This is a genomic window from Lysobacter enzymogenes, assembly GCF_017168095.1.
Classification (GTDB): Bacteria; Pseudomonadota; Gammaproteobacteria; order Xanthomonadales; family Xanthomonadaceae; genus Lysobacter; species Lysobacter enzymogenes_D.
The window spans coordinates 1-18,559 of sequence record NZ_LXSD01000061.1 but is presented as its reverse complement, the minus strand read 5'-3'; the positions used below and the strand labels follow the sequence as shown (position 1 = coordinate 18,559).

The window sequence follows — 18,559 nt, the reverse complement described above, 5'->3', positions numbered from 1 at the left end:
TTGCCGGCCCGGCGGCCCGCAACGCCCCGTCGCCGGGCGCCCGCCGGCCCAGGGGGCGGCGAGCCGCCGACAAGCGCCGCAGGCCTCGCCCGATGCCCGCCTAAGTATTTGATCGATCGACCATTCGGGCAGGGATCCGTCCCGCCGAGCCCGTTGCCGGAGCCATGCAGAAATGAAGAAAGCCGTCGTCCTTGTATCCGGAGGCATGGACTCCGCCGTCGTCGCCGCCATCGCCCGCGAGCAGGGGTTCGAGGTCTATGCGCTGAGCGTGCGCTACGGCCAGCGCCACACCTCCGAGCTCGACGCCGCCGCGCGCATCGCCGAATCGATCGGCGCGGCCGCGCACAAGACCGTCAGCGTCGACCTGCGCAGCATCGGCGGCTCGGCCCTGACCGACGAGAGCATCCAGGTGCCGCTCGACGACGACGGCCACGCGATCGGCCAGGACGCGGCCAAGGACGCGATCCCGGTCACCTACGTGCCGGCGCGCAACACCATCATGCTGTCGATCGCGCTGGGCTGGGCCGAAGTGCTGGGCGCCAACGACATCTTCTGCGGCGTCAACGCGGTCGATTACTCCGGCTATCCCGACTGCCGCCCCGAATTCGTCGAAGCCTTCGCGCGCCTGGCCAACCTCGCCACCAAGGCAGGCGTCGAGGGCGCCGGCCTGCGCGTGGTCGCACCGCTGCAGTTCCTGAGCAAGGCCGACATCGTCCGCGAAGGCGTGCGCCTGGGCGTGGACTTCGGCCAGACCGTGTCGTGCTACAAGGCCGACGACGCCGGCCGCGCCTGCGGCCACTGCGACGCCTGCCGCCTGCGCGCCGAAGGCTTCCACGCCGCCGGCGTGGCCGACCCGACCCGCTACGTCTGAACGACCAGCGGGCAGGGGCCTGACTCGCGCGCCGACCTGGGCTAGAATGCCCGGCTCCGGCGCAACCGGACATGTTTTGGGTCGTTAGCTCAGTCGGTAGAGCATCGGACTTTTAATCCGCTGGTCGATGGTTCGAATCCATCACGACCCACCATTCAAATCAAGGTCTTACGGGCTGCGCAACGACGCCCTCCGGAATTGCCTCCGGAAAACAAATCACTTTGCCGAAGGTTCCACGAGCGGCACGCTGTTGTCGTAGACCTTCATCATCCCTTCGGACAAGCCCGCCGCATCCTGCTTGGTCGCCTTCGTCCCCCGCGTGTCGGTTACCCCCTTGCGCTTGAGGTCGTGGGGGCTGAAGCGCTGCGCCTCGGTGATCGCGCCCTCGTTGATGGCCAGGCGAATGAAGCGCTGCCACATCGTGTCGAACCCGGCCTTGGAGAGCGGGCGGCCGTCGCGCCCGAGGAACAGCGCATTGCGTGGCGTGCTGACCGAACCTGATCTTTTTGCTAGCCAACGCGGCATGCTCCCTCGGCCTGGCTAAGTGTTGAGTTCACTGGTCGCGGTACTCGGCAAGCATTTGGTCGGATTCAAGACGCTGGGCTCTACTGACGACCGTGCTTCTGTACGGCACCGCGGAAGGCGCGGTCGCCGGGTTTTTTACGGCAGCGCGACGGAGCTCGGCGGTGCTCGCGCAGTGCGGACCTGCAGAGGCAGGTCCGGCGTCGACGGCATTCGCCGGACAGCCCTCGCGCTCAAGACCCCAGCGTCACCTTGGTCGCCTTCGCAGCGTCCTTCGTGTCGAAACGAAGATAGTTCACGCCGCAGTCCGACTGCTTCTCGCCGATCACCAGATAGCGGCCCATGGAGTCGCGGATCTTGTAAAGATCGCCCTGATTGGAGCCGAGGTTCTGCGAGTTGAACTTGTAGCTGCCCGCGGGGACGAACGCGAAGCGCTCGTTGCCGGGACTGCTGGTAGGCCGCACGTAGCCGTCTGACTGGTACCAGTAATAGTCCTTGTAACTGCCGCTGAGGATCTTGATCTCGCAGGCCAGGTGGCCGTCGGAGTTCTTGCCGCAGTGGCTGAGTTCAAACTTGTTGCCGGCCACGTTGGTCCTGAGCAGATAGCTGTCATAGGTCGAGCGTTGGATTTGTCCGCAATTGCCCTGTACCGCTGCGGCGTAGTCGAAGCCGGTAGACTCAGTGGTCGGATGGCTGGCGCTCGGCTCGCCGAGATAGAGCTTGAACACTTGGCCCTGCTGCAATGCTTGGGCGCTGATCGGAATCGTGGCCAACAGGCACAGACAAGTCAGAACCTTCGGCAAACGCGGTGTTCTCATGGCGCACGGCTCCTAAGCTGGGATGGGGGCGGTTCGTTCCGCCGACGCAGCAGCGACTGCTGAGTTGCAGCTTCGTAATTGCTGAGTTTCTTCACAGCTGTCATCGAAATCGTCATGGTGCTGCTGCGCGGCGGCGTGGCCAGTGCGAAGCTGTTGGGCCCGCTCTGGACCGCACTGGCCGCCTCGCGATCCGCACGACCCTGACCGAAGTTTTGCATTGCGCGTGGATCGTGAAGTCGCCAGCGCGCGCGTGATGTAGTCGGCGCTGAAGCAGGTCGTCTTCGCCGAGGATGGGAGAAGGACCTTCATCGCTACTCTCAGGTTGAGCGGCGGCGCGAGTCGAGTCGTGGCTGCGAAGCCGCCCAGCGTGGAATGATCGGAACGTGCGAGGGAGATGCTAGGCAGCGTGGTCGCGGCACAATGTGATTGACGTCATAACGTGAGCGTTCGTGGTTTGGGTCGCGGTACTTGATCGTGGGTAACCCTGGGTAATCAAGAGAGCTGGATTCCAGTTGCCCACGCTCCACCATTCCCCCGCGGTCAAACCGCGCCTGTCCGTACCCTCCCTCAGAAAAAGGCCCTGCCTGCGGCCTTGCCGCCGCGGACGACAGGCGCGTCGGGTCGATGTCGCGCCGCGCCACCATGACGGATGCCCGACGGCGCCGACGAATCTCGCGACCGAGCTCTCCACGATGCTCAATCGGCGCGGCGCGGACGCCAGGCCGCCAAGCGGCGTTTCGACGCGTCTTCGCTACCAGTTCGTGCGCACGCCGATGTTTCCATCGGCCGACTCGATGCCGTCGCCGGCGGCCTTCGCATATCCGAAATCGGCATAGAGCGCGACGCGCTCGCTCAGCCTGACGTCGACGCCGGCGCCGAACTCGTACCAGGTGCCGCCGATTCTCGAATGGAACGGGACGAAGCCATCGCTGGAGGACACCTCGATCTTGGAATCGCCGCGCGTCTCGCGCAATACATCGCCGCGGAACCACATCGAGATGCGGTGTCCGCCATCGCTGTCCCAGCGCCGCGACGCGCGCGCGCCCACGCGCCAGGCGAGGGATTCGGAACGGTCGAAGCGCACCTGCGCGGCGGGGTCGGCGGCGGTGTCGAGGTCGATGCTCTGATACACCAGCTGCGCCTGCGGTTCGATCCCCCAGCCTCGGCCCAGCGCGTACGCAATGCCGCCCTCGATCGAAGCGGCATAGCCGACGCCGTCGGTCCGCAGCCATCCCAGGTCGCGCGACCCGGCCCTCGCATCGTAGACGGCGGCTTGCACGACGGCATCGACATAAGCGTCATTCGACGCGTACCAGGTGGCGGACGCAGCGAACGAATAGCTGTCGAACCGGCTCGTGCCCGCGCGAGCGCCGTCGTCGCGATCGGCCCGGCCTTCGCTGCGGCCGATGGTGCCGATCAGTCCGATCTGGGTCCGGCCGCCATGGCCACGCTCCGTCGCGGGCACGGCGATGCCCGCCTGCAGCGCGAACACGTTCTGATCGAACGACGGGCCGTCGGCCTGCAAGGCGCCGGCTCTTGCGTTCCACCTGCCGTTGTTTCCGAATGCGCGCAGCCAGGTGTTGCCGCCTTCCTGCGCCGCCTCGCGCGGCAGGTCCCGCGCTGCGGTTTCGCCGATGCGTTCGTGCAGGGTGCCGATGCTGGCCCGGCCGTAGCCGATCGCCATCGAAGGCAGCGCCGCATAGGCCGCGACCTCGGGGCGGATCTGCGGACGCTCCGGCCGCGCTTCGTCCTGGGTCCGCAGGAACCAGGCGTCGGCGGCGCTGCCGTCGCGGGCGCCGCGCAGCAGGCGGTACTCGTAGGGGCCGCCGATCACGCGCTGGCCGAGGACGAAGGCGTCGGCGCCGGTGGTGGCGCCGCGAACCGGTTCGACCACCAGGATGCCGTTGCCGCGGCTGCGCTCGCCGACGCCGCCGAGGTTGTTGACGAATACGCGGGTCGTGCCGGCGACGGTTCCGCCGTCGATCACCAGACGGTCGGACGCCGAATCGTCGCCGCCCAGGACGGTGTTGATCGTCAGGCTGCCGTTCTGGCCGACGTAACCGCCGACGATCAGCCGGTTGCCGACCCCGGCGCCACCGATCCGCACCTGGCCGGCGTTGGTCAGCACGCCACCGATGGTGAATGTGCCCGATCCGCGGCCGGCGAACGCGCCGACCGCGTCGGCCACGGCGATGGTGCCGCGATTGACGACGGCTTCGGTCACCGTGCCGTAACCGCCGAGCGCGGCGCCGGCTTGCACCGTGGTGGTGGTCGGGCTGCTGCGCAGGAGCGCGCCGGTGTGCGCGGCATCGCCGACGGCGAGGGTGCCTGCGGCGACCAGATGCGAACCGGTCAGGTCGTAGCGGCCGTTGAGTACCGTCGTGCCGCTGCCGATCTGCGCCAGGCCGCCGCGGCCGCCGACGTTGCCGTCGAACACATACACGTCCGAGCGATTGAAGGCCAGCGTGCCGTGGTCGACGATGTCGCCGACGACGCTGCCGGTGCTGCCGCCGTCGCCCAGTTGCAGCGTGCCGGCTGCGATCGTCGTGCCGCCGGAAAAGCGGTTGTCGGCGGTCAGCACCGTCGTCCCGGCGCCGTTGTGTCGCAGCGCGCCGCTGCCGGAAATCGCGCCGGCCAGCACGAGCCTGTCGGCGCGATCGATCGCCAGCGTGCCGTGGTCGACGATGGCGCCGGCCAGCGAGCCGCCGGTGCCGCCGTCGCCCAACTGCAGCACGCCCTGGGCGATGGTGGTGCCGCCGGCGAAGGTAGTGTCGGCGGTAAGCACCAAGGTGCCGGCCCCCTGCTTGGTCAATGCGCCCGCGCCGGCGATGCCGCCGCTGAGCGAGAGCGTGGTGCCGTCCGCTTGCTCGAATGCGCCGCCGTTCGCGCCCAGCGTCGTCGCGCGCGCGCTGGCCACATCGGCCGTGGTGCGCAAGCTGCCGCCGTCCAGGCCGAGCGCGCCCGCCGCATCGCCCAGACTCGTGTCGCTGGCGATCTGGAGGACGCCGGCGTCGATGAGGGTGCCGCCGCCATAGGCGTTGTCGCGGGTCAGGACCAAGGTGCCGTCGCCGCGTTTGGTCAGGGCGCCGACGCCGGCGATGGTTCCGTCGAACGTCAGCGTGGTGCCCGCGGCCTGCTCCAGCGTGCCGCCGCCGCTCGCCAGCGTGGCTGCGCGCGCGCTGCTCATGTCGGCGGTGGTGCGCAGTGCGCCGTTGTCGAAAACCAAGGCGCCGGCCGTATCGCCGAGATTGCCGTCGCGCGCCACCTGCAGCACGCCGCCTTCGATCGATACGCCACCGGTGAAGCTGTTGCTGCCGCCGAGCACCAGCGTGCCGGCGTCGGCCTTGACCAGGCCGGAGGCGCCGCTCAGCTCTGCGTCGATGGCGGCGATGTAGGCGGCCCCGCCGCTGCTGCCGTCGCCGACGCGGACGACGGTCCGTTCGGGAGCGTCGGCCGAGCCGAGCAACGCGATCGCATCGCCGCCGATCCGATACCCGTCTGCGGCGAACTGCATTCCCGACACGGCCACCGCGCCGAAGCTGCCGTCCACCGTCACCGTGCCCGGCGTCGCCTGGAAAACGGCGAACTTGCCGTCGGCGAACGGCGTGTTGATCGAGCCGGCGGCATCGCTCCAGTTGTCGTTGCCGCCGGAGGCCTGCCAGAGGCCGTCGCCGCCGTCGACGGCGCCGTTGCGCTTGGGGCCGGCGCCGCCGTCCCAATAGTTCAGTTCCAGCGGCGCGAACACCAGGTTGACCTGATGGGCGACCGAGGTCTGCACGAACACGTTGTTTTCCGGTTTCGCGCCGATTTCCAGCAGGCGGTCGGTCAGCGCGCCGGCGTAATTGAACACGCGATAGACGCCGGGTCCGAATGCGCCGCCGAGCGGGACGTTCACGTTCAAGCTGCCGTCCAGGGTCAGGTTGCCGCCGACCTCGACCAGATCGTTGAGCGAGCCGCCGACGGTGTCGGGCTCGCCGAAGCTGTAGTCGAGCGCGGTGCCGGCACCGAGCACGAGATCGCCGTTGATGGTGAGCGTGCCCGGCGCCGGACCGGCATCGCCGGGCGCGAGCGTGGCGCCGTCGGCCAGCGTCACCGTGCCGCCGACGATGCCGGCGCCGCCGAACCTGGCGCCGGCGGCGACCGTGGTCGCACCGGTCGCCGCGCTCTGATCGCCGTTGACGTACAACGCGCCGGACGCGACCGTGGTCGCGCCGCGATAGCTGTTGTCGCCGAACAGCGTGGTGCTGCCGCTGCCGATCTGTTCGACCGCGCCGGTGCCGCTGATCGGGCTGCCGAAGAACGCATCGTCGGAATGATTGAACGCCAAGACCGCGTTGTCGACGATCGGGCTGTTGCCGACGAAGTTGCCGGCTTGGCCGCCGTTGCCGATCTGCAGGGTGCCGGCGCCGATGGTGGTGCGCCGGACATAGGTGGAGCCCAGCAGGGTCAGCGTGCCGGCGCCCTGCTTGGTCAACGCGCCGCGGCCTTCGCCGCCGATGTCCTGGGCGATGGTCGTGTCGAAGCCTTGCGTGTCGATCGTGCCCCCGCCCGCGTCGATGACGATGGCGCGATCCGGCGACAGGTCGAAGCCGGCGCCCAGGCGCAGGCCTCCGCCGTCGAAGCTCAGCGCGCCGTTGGCCGCGCCCAGCGCAGCGTCGGCGTCGGCCTGGACGAAGCCGCCCTCCAGGCGGGTGCCGCCGCCGTAGGCGTTGGCGCCGGTCAGGATCAGCGTGCCGGCGCCGCGCTTGGCGAGCGTGCCGGTGCCGGTCACGCTGCCGGCGTAGGTTCCATCGCTCGCCTGGTCGAACACCAGCGTGCCGTTGTCGAGGATGGTTCCGGGCAAGGTCGCGGTGCTGCCTCGCAGGATCGCGCCCGTGTCGATGGTCACGGTCCCGGTCAGCCCGGTGTAATCGGCCGCCATCGCCAGCGTTCCCGCCTGCACGTGCACGGTCGGATCGCCGGCCAGCGCGCCGGTCAGGGTCCAGGTGCTCGCGCCTAGCTTGTTGAGCGTCTGGAATCCGGACACATGGCTGGTCAGCGTGCCGGCGGTCGCGGCGGCGCCGGACAGATTGAGCACGTTCGCGCCGCCGCCGCCATCGAAATCGCCGTCCACGCTCGAGCCCGATTCGATGGTGAAGACGTCGTCGCCGCCGCCGAAATCGAGCGCGCCGGTGATGGCGGCGCCGGCGTAATTGGTGAAGTCGACCGCTCCGGCGCCGTCGCTTGCGAACACGGTCGCACTGCGTCCGAGGCCCGTGCCGATGGTGCCGTAGTTGTCCAGCGTATTGCGGCCGGTGTCGCTGCCCGTCCACAAGCGCAGCGCGGCGGTCAGGTCGGACGAGAGGGTGCCGCGGTTGACGATCGTCGTTGCGGTGCCGATCACGTTGACGGCCTCGGCGCTGGGATCCGGCCCGTGCGCGGCGATGCGGGCGCCGACGCCGATATCGATGCGGCTCGATCCGCCGATGTCGACCGTGTCGATGCCGACGCCCCACAGTCCGGAGCCTGACGCTCCGGTCGAGACGCTGTCGATGCCTGTGCCGGCTTCGAGGAAGAGCGCGGTCTGGTTTCCGAGGCTGACGCCTTCGGAATCTTGCGTGGCGATGATCGCGCCGCTTTGCAGCGTGACGCTCACCGGGCCGCCGCCGCCGGGCCCGGTGCCGACGCGCGAGGTGAACGGGTTGGGCGCGGCGGTGTCGCAGACGGTCGAGCCGAAGTTGGTCGCGCAGTTGGCGAACGCGGACCAGGGCACGCAGGCCATCGCGAAGATCAGCGGGTGCACGGCCAGCCGAATGCGCCGTCTTTCGCCCTTGGTGGAGATCGTCTCGAGTTCGCGGTGGAGTTTTGTGTGCGCTCTCATGGCGTGTTCTCGCTCGCGTTGGATCGCCGGCCCCGGAATCGCAGGCGCGCGATGTGGGTGGATCCGGTCGGGCATGAAAAGTGCGGCGGCCTCGACGCCGCCGTCCTCAAGCGGCAGCGGGGTCAGTGCGACGCGGGTGCGCGGCGCTCACGGCCGGCGCGGCGCCACCGGCACCATGCTCCAGCCGCTGGGGTAGCTGCCGCGGCTGCTTCCCGGGAACACCAGCAGGTCGCTCTCGGTATGGAAGCTGCCGTCGCCGTTGTTCTCCCACAGCAGGCCGTCGCGCGCGTCGCTGGTGAACAGGATGCTGGCGGTGGCGCCGCTGAAGCGGTCCACCGAGACCACGCGGTAGCCCGCAGGTGCGGCGGACACGCGGGTGGACAGGCGGGTGGCGCCGTTCATCAGCCACAGGTCGATCTGGCCGCTGGTGCGGTTCTCCAGCACCAGGTCGGCGCGGCCGTCGTTGTCGAGGTCGCCCGCGCCGACCACGGCCCAGCCGGCGGCGTAGCTTTGGCTCGCGGTCTGGGTGAAGCCGGTTGTGGTGTTCTTCCAGAAGGTCAGATTGCCCGCCGGATCGCTCCACATCAGGTCGATGCGCAGGTCGCCGTCGAAGTCGCCGACCGCGGCGAGGGTGGCGCCGGCGGCCGTGGCGTAGGTCTGCTGCATCGTCCGGCTGGCGCCGTTCATCCGCCACACCGTGAACTTGCGCAGGACCGGATCGAGGAACAGCAGGTCGTCGCGGCCGTCGCCGTTGAGGTCCGCGGCGCCCAGCAGCGTATCGCCGGCGATGCGATCGGGCGCGCGGGTCTGGACGAAGTCGCCGTGCAGGTCGGTGGTCCAGAACAGGATCTGGTTGCCTGGAGCTTCCAACACCAGTTCGGAGCGGTGATCGCCGTCGAAATCGCCGTAGGCCGCGATGCGCGCGCCGGCCGGCAGCGCGCGGCGGCCCGCCGAGTACGCGGAGAACGGCAGGTTGGAGCCATAGGGCTTGCCGCTGACGAACATGATGAAGGCCATCTCGGTGGCCGACTGCAGCGTCAGATCCGCATGGCCGTTGGCATCGAAGTCTGAGACCGGATCGCCTGGCTGGTTGAAGGCGGCGACCACGGGCATGGTCTGGCCGAGGGCGCGCGCCTGGTCGGCCTGGTCGGGCGTGCCGCATGGGGTGCCGCCGCAATAGAAGATGTTCGGATTGGAGTAATACGGCAGCGACTTCTGCCCGTCGACGCCGTAGGCCATGAGAGTGTGGAAGCTGCGCCCGTTATCGAGCGTCATGCGCCAGCCGTAGGTGTACGGGAACGGGCCGGGATTGGGCGAGACTTCGATCTCGTGCTGCAGGCCCATCGCATGTCCCAGCTCGTGCGCCAGGGTGGTGACGTTGCAGAAGAAGCCGGTGTTGTCGTCGGTGCCGTCGCTCACCACCGCGCGCCCGTTGAGCGAGGCCGCCGTCGTGTACGTGCCGAGATTGGAGCCGTTGACCGGCGCGAGTCCGCAATTGCCGTGCTCGGGCGTGAGAAAGGGCCGGACCAGCACCATCATGTCCGCGCCGGTGGCGCGGCGCAGGTCGCGCAGCTTCTGTAGCGGACTGCTGCCGGACACATCGGCCAACGCCGTCGAGGCATCGGCGTTGCTGCTGGTATCGGGATAGTCGACCTGCACCGTGCCGACCAGGCGATAGCGGCCGGCGACCTGGCTGTCCTGCAGCGCCTGGTTGACCACCGAGGTGAGATAGCTGAGCCGGGTCAGGGCGGCGGACTTGGACCCGTAGCGCTCGACGAGGCCCTGGTTGTAGCCCAGTACCAGATCGGCGAGCGGCGCCGCCGCCGCGGCGAGCGCCGGAGCCTGCGCCGGCGCCTGGAGCGACGAGGCGCGCGCCGGCGTGGCCGGCGTATCCGCCTGCGGGATGAAGTAATCCTTCGCGCCGGCGCGCGCGAACAATGTGTTGGCGTCGAGCCGCGGATCGCGCGCGATCAGCCGGGTCACGCCGCGACGGGTTTCCAGTTCCAACGGTGTTCCGTCGTTGGCCACCAGCGAGGCGAATACGGCGTCGCGCCCCTGGGTGATGAGCACGGTGCGATCCTGCTTCGCCAGCGAGACCACGCCGGCCCAGGTCAGGCTGCCGTCGCGCATGGATTCCGAGCGCAGCGTGCGCGCGACCAGGCTGGCGCCGTCGGGCAGATCGATGCGCAACGCGCCGGTGCGGATGGCCGCGGCGAGCGCGGCGCGATCGACCTGGACATTCGTCGCGTGCGCGGTTGTCTTGCCGAGCGCTCCACGCTGCTCGATCCGGGCGAACAACGCGGGCGTCGCGGCCGCGGCCGTTCCGCCCGTCAACAGCAACAGCGCAACTGCAATCGAACGAAGCATGGTGTTCTCCCGTGGCGAGTCGCGCACGCAGCGAGCGGTCGGCGGGCGACGGCCTTGCGTCGCAGGGGGATGGGCCCAGGCGAGCGCGCGCCCAGGCGCGGTGCCTGGAAGCGAACGGCTTCAGCGCGAACAGACCCGGCGTTTTTGCGGTGCGGGACGCGATGGGGGTGGCGTGGCGGCGCCCTCCTGTGGATTGCCCATTGCCGTGAGAGATCGGTATCGCGCTGTCGCCCATCAGTATCCGGCTGTCCGCCTGGTCGGCAGCCGCGCCGCGCGCTCAGCGGTCGGCGCGCGAGTTACCGTCAGCGAGCGAACCCGGCAAGCGAACTGCGCTCGAAGTCGGCACCGAAGTATCGATCCTTCCTCTACGGCCACTGGGCGATGTGGCTGGATATATATCGCTCTGCGCCTTCAGGCGATCAATAAACGCTCATGATTTATGTTCATTAGCATTGCCGGCATCCAAGGGCTCGTGCAGTCGTGAGCATGCTCGCGATCCGTTGCGGGCACGAGCACGAAGAGCGATCGCTCGATGAGTTCTCGGCCTCGCTCGGATTGGACGGGCCGGGTGGATCCGGCCTTCAAGCAACGACTCGACGGGCATCGCCGGTTATTCGACGATCGAGAGTGCGCCTTCATCGGACGTATCGATCGAGCCCTGCAGGCGGCGGATTGCCGCGACGGTTGTACTTCCGGGCGCCGCCGCTGATCGGCAGCAGCCGGCCCCGGGTCTCGCGAAGCTTCGGGCTCCGCCCGGCGACATCGGCTCGACACGGCGCACAACGTTTCCTTGGGGCGAGCGAAAGAACTATTTTTGAATGCCCAGCCGTCGCGCTCTCTATACTCAGGCCGGCGGCAGCGCAGCCAATATCGCAAGGCACTCGCATCGAACTCGCCAAGGACATCATTGTGATTCTACGTCTCTGCGTTGCCTTGTTTCTGCTGGTCGGTACCGCCCACGCCGGCACCGTTTTCACCGCGCCGCCCGAGCAAGCCGAGCGCGACCGCGTGTATGTGTTCTATCTGCACGGCCGCATCGTCGAAGACCGCGGAGTGCGACCGGTCGATACCCGCTTCGGCTTGTACGACTATCCGGCCGTGCTCGATGCGCTGGCTTCGCGCGGCGCGGTCGTGATCTCGGCGCAGCGGCCGCACGAGACCGATGTGGACGAGTACGCGGGCAAGACCGTCGCCCAGATCGAGGCGCTGTTGCGCGCGGGCGTTCCGGAGAAAAACATCGTCGTCGTGGGCTTCTCCAAGGGCGGCCGGATCGCCGTGCGCGTGTCCAGTTTCCTGCGCCGCCCCGCAGTGCGCTATGTGCTGCTGGCCGCGTGCTGGGATCTGCCGAAGGAGCCGCAGCTACGTCTCACCGGCCGGGTACTGGCGATCCGCGAAACCAGCGACGAACTGGTCGGGGAAAGCTGCCGTCCTCTGGCCGAGCGCAGCGAGCGCCCGGTCTCGTTCGATGAGTTGAGCATTTCCACCGGCAAGTCGCATGGCGCGTTCTATCTTCCGCGGCCGGAGTGGGTGGTGCCGGTGCTCAATTGGATCGATGGCTCGGCGCGATCCGGTGCGGGTGCGCCGTAACCGATAGCGCCGCTGGCTGGCGCTACCTGCGCGCGTCAGCGTGGAATCCCGGTTGCGGCGATTCGATTCGCAGAATGGACGCCGTCCAGTCGTGCAGGAAATTCCGCCGCTTGGTCTCGTCCAGATACACCAGCAACCCCAGCCCCAACGGCACCCGGCGCGGGTTCGCGGCCGCGCCGAGCAGGCCGCGGTAGGCCGGCGGCGCGGGCAGGTCGGCGCGCGCGGGGATCAGATAGGCCTCGCGCGCCAGCAGCGCCTGGCCGCGCGGCGACAGCAGATGATCGAGGAAACGGCGCGCTTCGTCGGCGTGCGGAGCCTCGCGCGGGATCAGCGCGGTGCGCGCGACCAGCAGCAGGTGGTCGCGCGGCAGCACCACGCGCAGCGGCGCGCCGCGTTCGATGCGCTGCAGGGCGTAGGAGCCGAACACCCCGTAGGCCAGGCTCAGTTCGCCTTCGGCGAGGCGGTCGAGCAGGGCGTCCATGCGCTTGTACGGTTGCGCGCGCTGCGCGCCGAGCGCGGCCAGCAGCGGCGCGGCGCCTTGGCCGAGCAGCTTAGCGTCCTGGGTGGCGATGAAATAGGCCACGGCGCTGTCGCGCGGATCCTGCACCGCGATGCGGCCGCACAGCGGCTGGTCGGCGCGGCGCAGCAGGCGCAGCAGGCCGTCGCGGTCGCGCGGCGCCTGCGCCGGGTCGAGGCGGCCGCTGTGGTAGACCATGGTCACCGGCTCGTAGCCGTAGGCGAACAATTCGTCGCGCCAGCGCGCGGCCGCCGGCAGCGCCTGGCCGTTGGGCGAGCGGTGGGCGCGGGCGTAGCCGTCGTTGACCAGCTTGGCCTGAAGGTCGGTGCTGGCGCTGAGCACCAGGTCGGCGCGTTCGGCGGCGTTGCCGGGGCGCAGCACGCGGTCGTACAGCGCCTGCGTGTCCAGGTGCGAGTAACGCACTTCCACGCCCGGGTGCAGGCGTTGGTAATCCAGGATCAGCGCGCGCATCAGCCCGGCGTTGGCCGAGCCGTGCAGCACCAGTTGCCCTAGTTTGGGCAGGCGCGGCGCGAACACGCTGATGCGTTCGTTCTGCTTGGGCCGCGCCTGCGCCGGCGACAGATACAGCGTGCCCAGCGCCGCGACCAGGAACAGCGCGATGCCCGCAAGCCAACGCAAGGTCTTCATGCCGCGTCCTTGGGCAGGCGCAGGCGCGCCTCCAGGCCGCCGAAGCTCGAGCGCGCCAGCTCGATGCGGCCGCCGTGGCTTTCCACCACCCGCTTGACGATGGCCAGGCCGAGGCCGGCGCCCTGCGCGCTGGCGAGGTCGCCGCGCACGAAGCGCTCGAACGCGCGTTCGCGTTCGCTCTCGTCCATGCCGGGGCCGGCATCGGCCACGCTCAGCGCCAGGCCGGCGTCGTCGCGTTCCAGGCGCACGTGCACCGGCGCGTCGCCGCCGTGCTTGATCGCGTTGTCGATCAGGTTCTTGATCGCCTCGCGCAGCATCAGCGCGTCGCCGAGCAGGCGGGTGTCGTTGGCCGCGCATTCGAAGCGCACCTGCGGGCGCGGCTCGGCCAGCGGCACCGATTCGTGCAGGGCCTGGCGGGCGATGGTCTCCAACTGCAGCGGCTTGAAGTGGTGCAGCTCGGCGCGGTGGGTGACGTGGGCGTGGCTGAGCAACTGATTCAGCAGGCGGCTGAGCTTGCCCGCGTGCCGGTCGATCTGCTGCAGACCCTGGCGCCACTGCTGCGGATTGTTCTGGTGCAGGGCCAGCTGCGCCTGCGCGCGCAGCGAGGCCAGCGGGTTGCGCATCTGGTGCGCGGCCTCGGCGATGAACGCGCGCAGGGCGTCGATGTTGGTCGACAGGCGCGACATGAAATGGTTCTGCGCGGCGACCACGTGCGACAGCTCGGTCGGCACCGCGCGGTCGATCGGGCGCAGGTCGAACGGCGTGCGCACGCTGAAGTCCTGTTCGATCCGCGCCAGCGGTTGCAGCGCGCGGTCGACCGCGAGCCACGCCAGCAGCAGGGTGGCGACGGTGAACAGCGCGATCCAGCCGGTGACGTGCCAGACGATGTCGTCGGCGACCGCCTCGCGCGCGCGCCGGGTCTGGCCGATCTGCACCAGCGCCGCGCCGGCGCCGTCGCCGCTGGCGGCGCGGCGCAGCACGGCGAAGCGCACGGCTTCGCCGCGGTAGGGCGCGTCGAAGAACAGCGGCTGCTCGCCCACGGCGTTGGGCGGGCGCGGCAGGTCGGCGTAGCCGGTGAGGGTGGCGCCGTCGGGCGCGTAGACGCGGTAGAACGCGCGGTCGTCGGGCGCGGCCGAGAGCAGTTCCAGCGCGGCGCAGGGGATGTTCGCCTCCAGCCGCCCATCGACCAGCGCCAGGCTGTCGGCGATGGTCAGCGCCGAAGCGTTGAGCAGGCGGTCGTAGGACAGGTCGGCCGCGCGCCGGCCGTAGCGGCCGGCGCCGAGGAACAGCAACAGCATCGCCACCAGCGACAGCAGTCCGATCGACAACAGCAGCGTGCGCCGGATCGACGGCGGCGGCCGCGGCTGCGCGGCGCTGGCGGCGGCCTCACTCATGCGCGCCGCCGCCGGGCTGCGCCTGCGCGCAGTCGCGCAGGTTTTCGGCCAGATAGCCGGTGCCGCGCACGGTGACGATGCGCAGGAACTGCTGCGGCAGCTTCTTGCGCAGCCGCGCCACGTACAGCTCGACCGTGTTCGAACCGGCCTCCTCGCTCAGCGCGAACAGGCGGTTGGTGATCTCGGCCTTGCTGACCACCTGGCCGAGCCGGCCGACCAGGATTTCCAGCAGGCTGTACTCGCGGTTGGGCAGGTCGATCGTGCGGTCTTCGAAACGCAGCCGGCGCGCGGCGTTGTCCATGAGCATCGGTCCGATCCGGACCAGACTGGAGGTCTGCGCCTGGGCCTGCCGGCGCCGGGTCAGCGCGCGGCAGCGCGCGGCCAGCTCGCGGAAATCGAAGGGCTTGCCGATGTAGTCGTCGGCGCCGACGTCGAGCGCGCTGATCCGGTCTTCGATGTCCGAACGCTCGGTCAGCATCAATACCGGCGTGGCGTCGCCGCGCCGGCGCAGTTCGGCCAGCAGGCTCAGCCCGTCCAGGCGCGGCAGGCCGATGTCGAGCAGGACCAGGTCGTAGCGTTCGTGTTCGAGAAAGCGCAGCGCGTTCAATCCGTCGGCTTCGTGGTCGACGGCGTTGCCGGTGCGGCGCAGATGCTGGACCACGGAATCGGCGAGGTCGAGATTGTCCTCGACCAGCAGGATGCGCATAGGAACTCCTGGGCGTGCGCGCGGGCGCCGCCGTTGTGCGGTGGAAATGCGGGGCCCGAAGGCGGTCGCGACGGCGCGGGCGAGGCGGACGGAACGGCGGCTGCGCGCCGGTGTTCGTGCCGCTTGCGCATCGCGCGACAGGTCGCCGACAGGCCTCCGGCCTAGACTGTTCGCGTGCTCTGGAGGGAGTGTTCGGTCGCGCTGAGTGGGTGGTTCCGCTGGCCGGTCGATAGTGCGATGGACGCATGCTCCGGGGAGGGAGCATGCGTCCACGACTAACACGCAGATAAGGCCCTGTCGATGGGCCGCGCGAGCAAAGTTCGAAAGTGTGAGGCGCTTAAAGGAGCGCCGCGCCGGGGCGGGCGATTTTGCCTGTGCCCGGCGTCCGCGAAAAAAGCGGAGCTGATGGCAGTCGTAAGCAAAAGTAGGTAGCGCGCGAAACCATCGCCGCGCCGATGACCGCCTTCGATCCCGCATCACTTGCAGGAGGAGACATGCGTCAAGGTATACGATCCATCCGCAGCGCTCGCCGCGCCGGGCCGTTGTGGCTGGCGCTGGCCGCGTCGCTGGCCTCGGGCTGCGCCAGCGCGGCCAACCAGAACGGCGGGTTCTACGTCGATCCCGATTCCAATCCGGCGATCTGGGTGCGCGACCACGGCGGCGATGCGCGCGCGGCGAAGATCCGCGGGTCGATCGCCGGCAAGCCGATGGCGCGCTGGTTCGGCAACTGGAGCGGGGCGATCGGCGGCGCGGTGTCGCGCTACGTCGAGGCCGCGCGCAGCGCCGACAAGCTGCCGATCCTGGTCGCCTACAACATTCCCGGGCGCGATTGCGGCAGCCATTCCGGCGGCGGCGCCGGCAGTCCGGAGGCCTACCGCACCTGGATTTCGAGTTTCGCTTCCGGCATCGGCAATTCGCGCGCGGTGGTGGTGATCGAGCCCGACGCGCTGGCGCAGTTGGACTGCCTGTCCGCCGAGCAGCGCGCGGTGCGCGTGGGCTTGCTGCAGTACGCCGCGCGCGAGTTCAAGCAGCGCGCGCCGAACGCGCTGGTCTATCACGACGGCGGCAATGCGAGCTGGATCGGCGCCGACGACATGGCGCGGCGCCTGCAATCGGCCGGCGTCGCCGAGATTCGCGGCTTCGCCCTGAACGTGTCGAACTATCACACCAGCGCCGATTCCAACCGCTACGGCGCGGCGGTGGCCGCGTCGTTGAAGAGCCAGTTCGGTTACGCCAAGCCGTTCGTGGTCGACACCAGCCGCAACGGCAACGGCTCCAACGGCGAGTGGTGCAATCCGGCCGGACGCAAGCTCGGCGTGGCCTCGCAGAACGCGACCGGCGGCGCGGAAATGCTGCTGTGGGTGAAAGTGCCCGGCGATTCGGACGGCCCCTGCGGCATCGCGCCGAACACGCCGGCCGGTACGTTCTCGCCGGACATCGCCGTGCGCTTGATCGAAGGGCGTTGATCCGGACGCGACGGTTGGAAAAACGCCGAAGAAACACGGATCGCGCGCCGGCTTCGACCGCCGGCCGCCGCGATCCGGACCGCGCATCCGCTGTCGCGTTCGCCCTCGCCCCTGCGGTGCGGGCGCGGCGGCGGTGCCGCGCCCGCCGATCGCGCGGCCGCGCTTTTGTTCTCTCCCCCGGTCCGTCGCGCAAGTCGCGGCGTGGCGGCGGCGCGTCCGACGCTCGCGGCCGTGTCGCCGCCGGCCGGATTTTTCGGCGCCGCCACGCGGCGCGCGGAGTTCTCGCATGCCGTGGTTCTCGCTGCATTCCTGGTCGCGCTGCCGGCGCGGCGCGCTGTGCGCGCTGGCGTTGCAGGCGGCGTTGGTCAGCGCGGTGGCGGCGTCGGCCGATCGCGACTTGCTGCGCGCGCAGCTCGCTCGCGTCGAGCGCGCACCTGCGCTGAAGCCGCACTGAAGTTTCTCCCGCCGCGCACCTTGGGCCCGTGCCCCCCGGGGCCCAGCGATCGTCCGTGGGCGGACGGCCGTAGTGCGATTGGCGGGGCGTCGCGCGGCGGTCCGCACTCGTGGATGCGGATCGCTGCGCGGCGTTTTATCCGCGCCGTCGCGCAGGCGCCGGCGCCCGTCGAATTCCGTTTCCCCGTCAGGAGCGTTCGTGATGATCCGCATGTCCGTCCGTTTGATCGCCGCCGCGCTGGCGCTGGCGCTGTCCGCCAGCGCCTTCGCCGCCGCGCCGAAATTCCAGATGCCGTTCCCGTGCAAGCAGGTCTGGCACGGCAATACACGCGAGAACCACAGCCCGAAGCTGGCGGTGGATCTCAGCCGCGCCAACGGCGAAGGCGACAAGGTGGTGGCCGCGGCCAAGGGCACGGTGAGCAAGGTGCGCAACCTCGGCGACAGCAGTTACGGCAAGTACGTGGTGGTCGATCACGGCGGCGGCTGGAGCACGCTGTACGCGCATCTGCATTCGTACTCGGTCAAGGTCGGCGACCGCCTCGCGCAGGGCGATGCGCTAGGCACGGTCGGCAACACCGGCAATTCCGACGGCGCCCACCTGCACCACGAGCAACTGCTCAACGGCGCGCTGCAGAAGATCGAGTTCGATGGCCGCACGATCCATTACTACGACGGCCGCGGCCGCTACACCGACTACAGGAGCGCCAATCGCTGCCCTTGAGCGCCGGCGCGAACCGTCGGCGCGCGCGTCAACAGGCCGAAAGCCACATCACCGCGCGCGCCGCGGCGGTTACGATCCGCGGATGAGCTTGCGCCGCTATCTGCAACTGGACGTGTTCGCCCACCGCATCGGCGCCGGCAATCCGCTGGCGGTGGTGTTCGATGCGCAGGGCCTGGACGACGCGGCGATGCAGTCCTTCGCCGCGTGGATGCACCTGCCCGAAACCGTGTTCCTGCTGCCGCCGCAGGACGGCGCCGATTACCGGGTGCGCATCTTCACCCCGACCCGCGAGCTGGACTTCGCCGGGCATCCGAGCGTCGGCGCGGCCTGGGCCGTGCTCGACGCGCGGCGGGTGCCGGCCGGCTGCGAGGCGATGGTGCAGCAGTGCGCGGCCGGCTCGCTGCCGGTGCGCATCGTCCACGACGCGACCGGACCGCGGATTTCGGTGCGCACGCCGCGGGCGCAGCGGGTGCAGGTCGAACCCGACCGCGCCGCGGTGCAGGCGATCCTGCGCGATCTGCCGGCGGGCGCGTTGCGCCCGGCGCTGTGGGACAACGGCGCGCGCTGGTGGCTGGCCGAGGTCGAGGACGCGCGCGCGCTGCGCGCCTGGCGGCCGGAACTGGCGGCGA

Annotated in this window: 13 protein-coding genes and 1 tRNA gene; 7 read left to right on the top strand and 7 right to left on the bottom strand. The window is 69.8% G+C overall.

All coding sequences use genetic code 11. The features are described 5' to 3' along the window. Positions 1-172: 172 nt before the first annotated feature. Positions 173-871 carry a 7-cyano-7-deazaguanine synthase QueC gene (queC, locus tag A7A76_RS01820; RefSeq protein ID WP_206409596.1) on the top strand — a complete coding sequence of 233 codons (699 nt, stop codon included), beginning with the start codon at positions 173-175 and terminating at the stop codon, positions 869-871. Between the two features lie 78 nt (positions 872-949). Beyond that, a tRNA-Lys gene (locus A7A76_RS01815) sits at positions 950-1,025 on the top strand. Positions 1,026-1,087: 62 nt separating this feature from the next. Here A7A76_RS01815 and A7A76_RS01810 read toward each other — a convergent pair. The 4 genes from A7A76_RS01810 to A7A76_RS01795 all read right to left on the bottom strand — a co-directional run bounded on the left by A7A76_RS01810 (position 1,088) and on the right by A7A76_RS01795 (position 10,438). Continuing rightward, complete coding sequence (locus A7A76_RS01810) at positions 1,088-1,396, bottom strand: hypothetical protein (protein ID WP_206409595.1); 309 nt, start codon at positions 1,394-1,396, stop codon at positions 1,088-1,090. Positions 1,397-1,626: 230 nt separating this feature from the next. Next, positions 1,627-2,211, bottom strand: coding sequence for a hypothetical protein (locus A7A76_RS01805; RefSeq protein ID WP_206409594.1), 585 nt, complete (start codon positions 2,209-2,211; stop codon positions 1,627-1,629). Positions 2,212-2,962: 751 nt separating this feature from the next. Further along, on the bottom strand, positions 2,963-8,071 hold the full coding sequence (locus tag A7A76_RS01800; RefSeq protein WP_206409593.1) for an autotransporter outer membrane beta-barrel domain-containing protein: 5,109 nt from the start codon (positions 8,069-8,071) through the stop codon (positions 2,963-2,965). 147 nt (positions 8,072-8,218) lie between these two features. Further along, positions 8,219-10,438, bottom strand: coding sequence for a reprolysin-like metallopeptidase (locus A7A76_RS01795; protein WP_206409592.1), 2,220 nt, complete (start codon positions 10,436-10,438; stop codon positions 8,219-8,221). Between the two features lie 933 nt (positions 10,439-11,371). Here A7A76_RS01795 and A7A76_RS01790 point away from each other — a divergent pair. Further along, positions 11,372-12,025 (top strand): alpha/beta hydrolase, encoded by a 654-nt coding sequence (locus A7A76_RS01790; RefSeq protein ID WP_206409591.1) that lies wholly within the window; start codon positions 11,372-11,374, stop codon positions 12,023-12,025. 22 nt (positions 12,026-12,047) lie between these two features. Here the strand turns inward: A7A76_RS01790 and A7A76_RS01785 are convergent, their stop codons facing one another. The 3 genes from A7A76_RS01785 to A7A76_RS01775 are packed head-to-tail and all read right to left on the bottom strand — an operon-like array spanning position 12,048 to position 15,290. Then, entirely contained in the window at positions 12,048-13,190 is a 1,143-nt protein-coding gene (locus A7A76_RS01785; RefSeq protein WP_206409590.1) for an ABC transporter substrate-binding protein, read from the bottom strand. Beyond that, on the bottom strand, positions 13,187-14,584 hold the full coding sequence (locus tag A7A76_RS01780) for a sensor histidine kinase (RefSeq protein WP_206409589.1): 1,398 nt from the start codon (positions 14,582-14,584) through the stop codon (positions 13,187-13,189). Before A7A76_RS01780 ends, A7A76_RS01785 begins: the two co-directional genes overlap by 4 nt. Then, positions 14,577-15,290: a response regulator transcription factor gene (locus A7A76_RS01775; protein ID WP_206409588.1), complete on the bottom strand. Its 714-nt coding sequence runs from the start codon at positions 15,288-15,290 to the stop codon at positions 14,577-14,579. Before A7A76_RS01775 ends, A7A76_RS01780 begins: the two co-directional genes overlap by 8 nt. A gap of 494 nt (positions 15,291-15,784) precedes the next feature. Here A7A76_RS01775 and A7A76_RS01770 point away from each other — a divergent pair, with 494 nt between their 5' ends. The 4 genes from A7A76_RS01770 to A7A76_RS01755 all read left to right on the top strand — a co-directional run. Continuing rightward, on the top strand, positions 15,785-16,756 hold the full coding sequence (locus A7A76_RS01770; RefSeq protein WP_206409587.1) for a glycoside hydrolase family 6 protein: 972 nt from the start codon (positions 15,785-15,787) through the stop codon (positions 16,754-16,756). A 286-nt stretch (positions 16,757-17,042) separates the two neighbouring features. Further along, positions 17,043-17,210, top strand: a complete 168-nt coding sequence (locus A7A76_RS01765) for a hypothetical protein (RefSeq protein ID WP_206409586.1) — start codon at positions 17,043-17,045, stop codon at positions 17,208-17,210. A gap of 201 nt (positions 17,211-17,411) precedes the next feature. Beyond that, complete coding sequence (locus A7A76_RS01760; RefSeq protein ID WP_206409585.1) at positions 17,412-17,930, top strand: M23 family metallopeptidase; 519 nt, start codon at positions 17,412-17,414, stop codon at positions 17,928-17,930. An 82-nt stretch (positions 17,931-18,012) separates the two neighbouring features. Then, the coding region (locus A7A76_RS01755) for a PhzF family phenazine biosynthesis protein (protein WP_206409584.1) at positions 18,013-18,559 on the top strand (547 nt) is incomplete at its 3' end.

Excerpts from the sequence above, each read along its gene's own strand:
- queC (WP_206409596.1), top strand. The coding sequence starts at position 173 with ATGAAGAAAGCCGTCGTCCTTGTATCCGGAGGCATGGACTCCGCCGTC.
- A7A76_RS01810 (WP_206409595.1), bottom strand. The coding sequence starts at position 1,396 with ATGCCGCGTTGGCTAGCAAAAAGATCAGGTTCGGTCAGCACGCCACGC.
- A7A76_RS01805 (WP_206409594.1), bottom strand. The coding sequence starts at position 2,211 with ATGAGAACACCGCGTTTGCCGAAGGTTCTGACTTGTCTGTGCCTGTTG.
- A7A76_RS01800 (WP_206409593.1), bottom strand. The coding sequence starts at position 8,071 with ATGAGAGCGCACACAAAACTCCACCGCGAACTCGAGACGATCTCCACC.
- A7A76_RS01795 (WP_206409592.1), bottom strand. The coding sequence starts at position 10,438 with ATGCTTCGTTCGATTGCAGTTGCGCTGTTGCTGTTGACGGGCGGAACG.
- A7A76_RS01785 (WP_206409590.1), bottom strand. The coding sequence starts at position 13,190 with ATGAAGACCTTGCGTTGGCTTGCGGGCATCGCGCTGTTCCTGGTCGCG.
- A7A76_RS01780 (WP_206409589.1), bottom strand. The coding sequence starts at position 14,584 with ATGAGTGAGGCCGCCGCCAGCGCCGCGCAGCCGCGGCCGCCGCCGTCG.
- A7A76_RS01775 (WP_206409588.1), bottom strand. The coding sequence starts at position 15,290 with ATGCGCATCCTGCTGGTCGAGGACAATCTCGACCTCGCCGATTCCGTG.
- A7A76_RS01770 (WP_206409587.1), top strand. The coding sequence starts at position 15,785 with ATGCGTCAAGGTATACGATCCATCCGCAGCGCTCGCCGCGCCGGGCCG.
- A7A76_RS01765 (WP_206409586.1), top strand. The coding sequence starts at position 17,043 with ATGCCGTGGTTCTCGCTGCATTCCTGGTCGCGCTGCCGGCGCGGCGCG.
- A7A76_RS01760 (WP_206409585.1), top strand. The coding sequence starts at position 17,412 with ATGATCCGCATGTCCGTCCGTTTGATCGCCGCCGCGCTGGCGCTGGCG.